This is a genomic window from Sulfurimonas sp. (assembly GCF_028694895.1).
Lineage (GTDB): Bacteria > Campylobacterota > Campylobacteria > Campylobacterales > Sulfurimonadaceae > Sulfurimonas.
In genome coordinates this window covers 1-5,728 of sequence record NZ_JAQVKA010000091.1, presented here as the reverse complement: position 1 = coordinate 5,728, position 5,728 = coordinate 1, and the positions used below count along the sequence as shown (strand labels likewise).

General features: G+C 36.9%; 15 protein-coding genes. All 15 read left to right on the top strand.

Annotation, left to right across the window (positions count from 1 at the left end):
* Nucleotides 1–68 precede the first annotated feature (68 nt).
* Complete coding sequence (rpsS, locus tag PHI38_RS08670; RefSeq protein ID WP_299855142.1) at nucleotides 69–344, top strand: 30S ribosomal protein S19; 276 nt, start codon at nucleotides 69–71, stop codon at nucleotides 342–344.
* Nucleotides 345–346: 2 nt separating this feature from the next.
* Nucleotides 347–664 carry a 50S ribosomal protein L22 gene (gene rplV / locus PHI38_RS08665; RefSeq protein ID WP_011371927.1) on the top strand — a complete coding sequence of 106 codons (318 nt, stop codon included), beginning with the start codon at nucleotides 347–349 and terminating at the stop codon, nucleotides 662–664.
* Between the two features lies 1 nt (nucleotide 665).
* Nucleotides 666–1,385 (top strand): 30S ribosomal protein S3, encoded by a 720-nt coding sequence (rpsC, locus tag PHI38_RS08660; protein WP_299855137.1) that lies wholly within the window; start codon nucleotides 666–668, stop codon nucleotides 1,383–1,385.
* Between the two features lie 2 nt (nucleotides 1,386–1,387).
* Complete coding sequence (gene rplP, locus PHI38_RS08655) at nucleotides 1,388–1,813, top strand: 50S ribosomal protein L16 (RefSeq protein WP_011371929.1); 426 nt, start codon at nucleotides 1,388–1,390, stop codon at nucleotides 1,811–1,813.
* Nucleotides 1,800–1,985 (top strand): 50S ribosomal protein L29, encoded by a 186-nt coding sequence (rpmC, locus tag PHI38_RS08650; RefSeq protein ID WP_299855135.1) that lies wholly within the window; start codon nucleotides 1,800–1,802, stop codon nucleotides 1,983–1,985. Before rplP ends, rpmC begins: the two co-directional genes overlap by 14 nt.
* Nucleotides 1,986–1,994: 9 nt before the next feature.
* Nucleotides 1,995–2,243: a 30S ribosomal protein S17 gene (gene rpsQ / locus PHI38_RS08645; RefSeq protein WP_299855133.1), complete on the top strand. Its 249-nt coding sequence runs from the start codon at nucleotides 1,995–1,997 to the stop codon at nucleotides 2,241–2,243.
* Nucleotides 2,243–2,611: a 50S ribosomal protein L14 gene (gene rplN, locus PHI38_RS08640; RefSeq protein WP_299855131.1), complete on the top strand. Its 369-nt coding sequence runs from the start codon at nucleotides 2,243–2,245 to the stop codon at nucleotides 2,609–2,611. The genes rpsQ and rplN overlap by 1 nt, the downstream gene beginning before the upstream one ends.
* On the top strand, nucleotides 2,611–2,841 hold the full coding sequence (gene rplX, locus PHI38_RS08635) for a 50S ribosomal protein L24 (RefSeq protein ID WP_299855128.1): 231 nt from the start codon (nucleotides 2,611–2,613) through the stop codon (nucleotides 2,839–2,841). Before rplN ends, rplX begins: the two co-directional genes overlap by 1 nt.
* A 2-nt stretch (nucleotides 2,842–2,843) precedes the next feature.
* Nucleotides 2,844–3,389 (top strand): 50S ribosomal protein L5, encoded by a 546-nt coding sequence (gene rplE, locus PHI38_RS08630; protein WP_299855125.1) that lies wholly within the window; start codon nucleotides 2,844–2,846, stop codon nucleotides 3,387–3,389.
* Nucleotides 3,389–3,574 (top strand): type Z 30S ribosomal protein S14, encoded by a 186-nt coding sequence (locus PHI38_RS08625; protein WP_294889602.1) that lies wholly within the window; start codon nucleotides 3,389–3,391, stop codon nucleotides 3,572–3,574. Before rplE ends, PHI38_RS08625 begins: the two co-directional genes overlap by 1 nt.
* Before the next feature lie 167 nt (nucleotides 3,575–3,741).
* On the top strand, nucleotides 3,742–4,137 hold the full coding sequence (gene rpsH, locus PHI38_RS08620; RefSeq protein ID WP_299855123.1) for a 30S ribosomal protein S8: 396 nt from the start codon (nucleotides 3,742–3,744) through the stop codon (nucleotides 4,135–4,137).
* A 9-nt stretch (nucleotides 4,138–4,146) separates the two neighbouring features.
* Complete coding sequence (gene rplF, locus PHI38_RS08615; protein WP_299855120.1) at nucleotides 4,147–4,683, top strand: 50S ribosomal protein L6; 537 nt, start codon at nucleotides 4,147–4,149, stop codon at nucleotides 4,681–4,683.
* 13 nt (nucleotides 4,684–4,696) lie between these two features.
* Nucleotides 4,697–5,053 (top strand): 50S ribosomal protein L18, encoded by a 357-nt coding sequence (gene rplR, locus PHI38_RS08610; RefSeq protein WP_299855118.1) that lies wholly within the window; start codon nucleotides 4,697–4,699, stop codon nucleotides 5,051–5,053.
* An 8-nt stretch (nucleotides 5,054–5,061) separates the two neighbouring features.
* Entirely contained in the window at nucleotides 5,062–5,502 is a 441-nt protein-coding gene (gene rpsE, locus PHI38_RS08605; RefSeq protein WP_299855115.1) for a 30S ribosomal protein S5, read from the top strand.
* A 3-nt stretch (nucleotides 5,503–5,505) separates the two neighbouring features.
* The coding region (rplO, locus tag PHI38_RS08600; protein WP_299855113.1) for a 50S ribosomal protein L15 at nucleotides 5,506–5,728 on the top strand (223 nt) is incomplete at its 3' end.

Below are 5,728 nucleotides of genomic sequence, written 5' to 3'. Positions count from 1 at the left end.
TCGTCGTAAAAAAGCAAGTGATAAACTTATTATTACTCGCCGTAAATCTAATCCGAAAAGGTAGTTAAATGGCAAGAAGTGTAAAAAAAGGTCCATTTGTTGATGATCATTTAATGAAAAAAGTACTATCAGCTAAGTCTGAAGGTAGTAAAAAACCTATCAAGACATGGTCACGCAGAAGTATGGTTCTGCCTGATATGGTTGGTATAACTTTTAACGTTCATAACGGTCGTCAATTTGTTCCTGTATATGTAACAGAAAACCATATTGGTTATAAATTAGGTGAATTCGCACCAACTCGTACATTTAAGGGCCATAAGGGCTCTGTACAGAAGAAAGGTTAATCATGGCTAGAGCATTATTGAAATTTATCCGTGTTTCACCAATTAAATCTCGTCTTATTGCAAGAGAGATTCAAGGTATGAATGCTGAACTTGCATTAGCATCTTTAGAGTTCACACCAAACAAAGCAGCAAAAATCATTGCTAAAGTAGTTGCATCAGCAGTTGCTAACAGTGGTAATGAAGCAGCTGATTGTATAGTAACATCATGTCGTGTTGATAATGGTCCAGTACTTAAGAGATTCCGTCCACGTGCTCGTGGTATGGCTTCAGGTATTAGAAAACCAACAGCGCATATTTTAGTAGAAGTAGAGGGTAAATAATATGGGTCAAAAAGTTAATCCTATTGGTTTACGTCTTGGTATCAACCGCAATTGGGAAAGCAGATGGTTTCCTAATTTTAAAACTGCAGCAGCATATTTAGGTGAAGATCACAAGATTCGTACATATTTGAAAAAAGAACTTTACTATGCTGGTGTTTCTAACATAGTTATCGAGAGAACAGCAAAAAGATTACGTGTAACTATTATTGCTGCTCGTCCTGGTATTATTATTGGTAAAAAAGGTTCAGACATTGAGAAGCTTAAAGATACTCTTCAAGCTCTTGTTGGTAAGCCTTTATCAGTAAATATCAAAGAAGAGAAAAAAGCTCAAATTTCTGCTCAACTTGTTGCAGAAAACGTTGCTACGCAATTAGAGCGCCGTGTTGCATTTAGACGTGCTATGAAAAAAGTTATGCAAAATGCACAAAGAGGCGGAGCTAAAGGTATTAAGGTATCTGTTAGTGGTCGTCTAGGCGGTGCTGAAATGGCTCGTACTGAGTGGTATTTAGAGGGACGTGTTCCACTTCATACACTTCGTGCAAAAATAGATTATGGTTTTGCTGAAGCACACACTACATACGGTTGTATTGGTGTAAAAGTTTGGATATTCAAAGGTGAGGTTCTCACAAAAGGTATTCCAGCTGAAGTAAAAGAAGAAAAACAAGAAGCTCGTCGTCCAAAACGTGCTCCTAAACGCGAAAATAGCGGAAAGGCTGAATAATCATGTTGATGCCTAAGAGAACTAAATATCGTAAGATGATGAAGGGTCGTAACCGTGGTTATGCTCGTTCTGGTTATACGTTAGCATTTGGTGATATTGCTCTAAAAGCAGTAGAAGCAGGTCGTATTAACTCTCGCCAGATCGAGTCAGCTCGTATCTCGGCTACTCGTCACATTAAAAGAAATGGTAAGATTTGGATTAGAGTATTCCCAGCTAAACCATTAACTGCTAAACCTTTAGAAACTCGTATGGGTAAAGGTAAAGGTTCAGTTGATCAATGGGTTATGAATATAAAACCAGGTCGTATAATTTTTGAAATGGCTGGAGTTCCAGAAGAACTTGCTCGTGAAGCATTAACTCTTGCGCTTCACAAGCTTCCTTTCAAAACAAAAATAATTACTGCGGAGATGAGCAATGAAATATTCTGATTTAGCAGATAAAAACATAGCAGAGCTTCAAGCAATGCTAAAAGAGAAAAAAACACAGCTTTTTACTCTTAAAATAAAAAGACAGATGATGCAACTACAAGATACTAGTGAACTACGTATCGCTAAAAAAGATGTTGCTAGAATCAACACTGCACTTAGTGCAGCGAAATAAAGGCTGGCAATGACACATAAACGTGAAATTCAAGGTAATGTAGTAAAGATTTCAGGCGATAAAACAGCAAGTGTTGTTGTTGAGCGTCGTGTAATGCACCCTCGTTACCATAAAGTTGTAAAGCGCTTCAAAAAGTACTTAGTACATGATGAGCGTAATGAGTTAAAAGTAGGCGATCAGATTGTAGCAGTCGAGTGTCGTCCACTTTCTAAAACTAAATCGTATAGACTCAAGACAGTAGTAGTAGGAGCTAAATAATGATTCAAGCTTTTACTCGTTTAGTTGTAGCTGATAATACAGGTGCAAAAGAGATTATGTGTATTAAGGTACTTGGTGGTTCTAAGCGTCGTTATGCAACAGTAGGCGATGTTATCATTGCTTCTGTAAAAAAAGCGACTCCAACTGCTAAAGTTAAAAAAGGTAAAGTTGTAAAAGCTGTAATAGTTAGAACTGCAAAAGAGGTTCACCGTGAAAATGGTTCTCTTATTCGTTTTGATGACAATGCAGCGGTTATACTTGATGACAAGAGAGAGCCAGTTGGCACTCGTATTTTTGGACCAATTGCACGTGAAGTACGTTACAGTGGTTTTATGAAAATCGTATCTCTTGCGCCGGAGGTTGTTTAATGGCAAAGTTTAAATTCAAAAAAGGCGATACTGTAGAAATTATCGCTGGTGATGATCGCGGAACTAAAGCTACTGTACTTGCTGTATTACCAAAGAAAAACAAGGTAATAGTTGAAGGCTGTAAAATAGTTAAAAAATCTATCAAACCAACTGAAGACAATACTAAAGGCGGACATATCAATAAAGAGATGCCTATAGATGTTTCAAATGTTCGTAAAGTGGAGGCATAATTATGGCTCGTATGAAAGATAAATACATAGCTTTAAAACCTGAGTTACAAGCAGATTTAGGGATTAAAAATCCAATGCAGATTCCTGCATTAGAAAAAATCATTATCTCTGTAGGTGCTGGTTTTGCAATGAAGGATAATAAACTTATCCAAAATATTGAAGATACTATTACTACAATTGCTGGTCAAAAAGCAACTACAGTAATAGCTAAAAAATCAGTTGCTGGTTTTAAAGTTCGTGAAGGTATGCCAGTTGGTATACGTGTTACATTACGTGGTGAGAAGATGTATAACTTCTTTGATCGTCTTGTGTCTATGGCTCTTCCTCGTGTAAAAGACTTCCGTGGTGTTCCACGTAATGGCTTTGATGGTCGTGGAAACTATAACTTCGGACTACAAGAGCAGTTGATTTTCCCAGAGGTTAGCTATGATTCAATTATGCAAATTCATGGTATGAATATCACAGTTGTAACATCGGCTGAATCAGACAAGGCAGGATTCGCTCTTTTAGAGAAAATGGGTATGCCTTTTACTAAAGGGAGCAACTAATGGCTAAGAAGTCAATGATTGTTAAGGCTTCTAGAGAGCCTAAGTTTAAAGTTCGTGGTTATACAAGATGTCAGATTTGTGGTCGTCCACACTCTGTAATTCGTGACTTTGGAATTTGCCGTGTATGTTTTAGAAAGATGGCAAATGAAGGATTAATCCCAGGTGTTAGAAAGTCAAGTTGGTAATAGTACGCTAACGCTAAGTTCTCCTCGTGCTGAGAGCTCACGCACTAGTGCGTTTTGTTAGCAATACTGATTTGAAACTTCTAATAATTAGTAATTATTTTATACTCTGTTGAAGTGATTTTCACTTTGATAACAGATTAAAATAATCACAACTAAGGAAAAGATAAATGATAAATGATTTAGTATCGGATGCGTTAACTCGTATTCGTAATGCTGGTATGAGAAGATTAGATGTTACTACTCTTGTTCACTCTAAGAGTGTTGAAGCGTTAGCTAATATTTTAGTTGAAAAAGGTTATATTGAAAGCTGTAACGTAGTTGAAGATGGCGTTAAAAAAACTATTAATGTTGTATTAAAATATAGCGATAATGGTAAAAATGTTATCAATGAAATGAAAAGAATTTCTAAGCCAGGCCGTCGTGTCTATAAAGGTAAAGAAGAGATCAAGCGTTTCAAAAATGGTTACGGAACTATTATTGTTAGTACATCACATGGCGTTCTACCAAATGACAAGGCTTATGCTCTTGGTGTTGGTGGTGAAGTTATGTGTACGGTTTGGTAGGAGAATAACATGTCAAGAATTGGTAAATTACCTGTAGAATTTGCAGCTGACTTAAAAGTAAGCGCAAATGGAAATGTTATAACTTTTGCTAAAGGCAAAAATAGTGTTGATTTAGATACAAAAGGAAACGTTGCTTTCAATTTAGATGGAAATGTTTTAACTTTTGCTACTCTTTCAGATGCCCGCGCTCATAAAGCTTTCTGGGGAACATATCGTGCATTAGCAGCGAATATAGTAACTGGTTTAACAACTGGATACACAAGAGTTCTTGAAATAAATGGTGTTGGTTACCGTGCTTCTGTAAATGGAAATATACTTAATCTTCAACTTGGTTATTCTCATGATATTAACTATGAATTACCAGCAGGTATTGAAGCAGTTGTTGAGAAGAACGTTATTACTTTAAAAGGTCATGACAAGCAAGTAATTGGTCAAGTAGCTGCTGAAGTAAGAGAATTCCGCCCACCAGAGCCTTACAAAGGTAAAGGTATTAAATATTCAGAAGAGACTATCGTGCGTAAAGCCGGTAAGACTTCTAAAAAATAGGAAAGGGGTATAGATGAAAGCAAAAGTATTAAAAAGCAAAATCGCTAATCGTTTAAAACGTAAGCGTCGTATTCGTGCAAAAATATCTGGTTGTGCTTCACTTCCTCGTGTTTCTGTATTTCGTTCAAATCGTTATTTGAGTGTTCAAGCTATTAATGATGCAACTGCAACTACTTTGACATCATTAAGTTCAAAAGTTACAGGTCACAAAGCAAACAAAGAAGGAGGAGCTGCTCTAGGTGCTGCATTCGCTGCAAAACTAAAAGAAGCTGGTATTTCTGAGATTGTATTTGATCGTAATGGTTACCAATATCACGGTGTTATAGCTGCATTTGGTGACGCACTTCGTGCAAACGAAATAAAGTTCTAGGGGTTAAAATGGAAATCAATAGAGAAGATTTTGAAGAAGCAATTGTAAATATAGGCCGTGTTACAAAGGTTGTAAAAGGTGGACGTCGTTTCCGTTTTACTGCTCTTGTAGTTGTTGGTGATAAAAAAGGTACTATCGGTTTTGGTGCTGGAAAAGCGAAAGAAGTTCCAGATGCTATTAAAAAAGCGGTAGATAATGCGTTTAAAAACTTAAGCAAAGTTAGTATCAAAGGTACTACAATTGCACATGATATTGAACACAAGTATAATGCAAGTCGTATTTTATTAAAACCAGCATCTGAGGGTACTGGGGTAATCGCAGGTGGAGCAGTTCGTCCTGTTCTAGAGCTTGCAGGTTTCCAAGATATACTTACAAAGTCAATTGGTTCAAACAATCCAGGTACACTAGTGCGCGCTACAGTTGAAGCACTAGGTCGCTTAAAAGGATAGAAGATGAGTATTGAAAATTTAACTCCTGCTGAGGGATCAACTAAAAATCGTAAAAGAGTTGGTCGTGGATGTGGTTCAGGAATGGGTAAGACTTCTACTCGTGGTGGTAAAGGTCAAACTGCTCGTTCAGGTAGTTCAAGAAAAAGAAACTTTGAGGGTGGACAAACTCCACTTGCAAGAAGATTACCAAAAATTGGATTTACATCTCGTGTTGTAAAACCTTATG

Bases quoted from the DNA above. Each gene is read 5' to 3' on its own strand.
- rpsS (WP_299855142.1), top strand. From the start codon at position 69: ATGGCAAGAAGTGTAAAAAAAGGTCCATTTGTTGATGATCATTTAATG.
- rplV (WP_011371927.1), top strand. From the start codon at position 347: ATGGCTAGAGCATTATTGAAATTTATCCGTGTTTCACCAATTAAATCT.
- rpsC (WP_299855137.1), top strand. From the start codon at position 666: ATGGGTCAAAAAGTTAATCCTATTGGTTTACGTCTTGGTATCAACCGC.
- rplP (WP_011371929.1), top strand. From the start codon at position 1,388: ATGTTGATGCCTAAGAGAACTAAATATCGTAAGATGATGAAGGGTCGT.
- rpmC (WP_299855135.1), top strand. From the start codon at position 1,800: ATGAAATATTCTGATTTAGCAGATAAAAACATAGCAGAGCTTCAAGCA.
- rpsQ (WP_299855133.1), top strand. From the start codon at position 1,995: ATGACACATAAACGTGAAATTCAAGGTAATGTAGTAAAGATTTCAGGC.
- rplN (WP_299855131.1), top strand. From the start codon at position 2,243: ATGATTCAAGCTTTTACTCGTTTAGTTGTAGCTGATAATACAGGTGCA.
- rplX (WP_299855128.1), top strand. From the start codon at position 2,611: ATGGCAAAGTTTAAATTCAAAAAAGGCGATACTGTAGAAATTATCGCT.
- rplE (WP_299855125.1), top strand. From the start codon at position 2,844: ATGGCTCGTATGAAAGATAAATACATAGCTTTAAAACCTGAGTTACAA.
- PHI38_RS08625 (WP_294889602.1), top strand. From the start codon at position 3,389: ATGGCTAAGAAGTCAATGATTGTTAAGGCTTCTAGAGAGCCTAAGTTT.
- rpsH (WP_299855123.1), top strand. From the start codon at position 3,742: ATGATAAATGATTTAGTATCGGATGCGTTAACTCGTATTCGTAATGCT.
- rplF (WP_299855120.1), top strand. From the start codon at position 4,147: ATGTCAAGAATTGGTAAATTACCTGTAGAATTTGCAGCTGACTTAAAA.
- rplR (WP_299855118.1), top strand. From the start codon at position 4,697: ATGAAAGCAAAAGTATTAAAAAGCAAAATCGCTAATCGTTTAAAACGT.
- rpsE (WP_299855115.1), top strand. From the start codon at position 5,062: ATGGAAATCAATAGAGAAGATTTTGAAGAAGCAATTGTAAATATAGGC.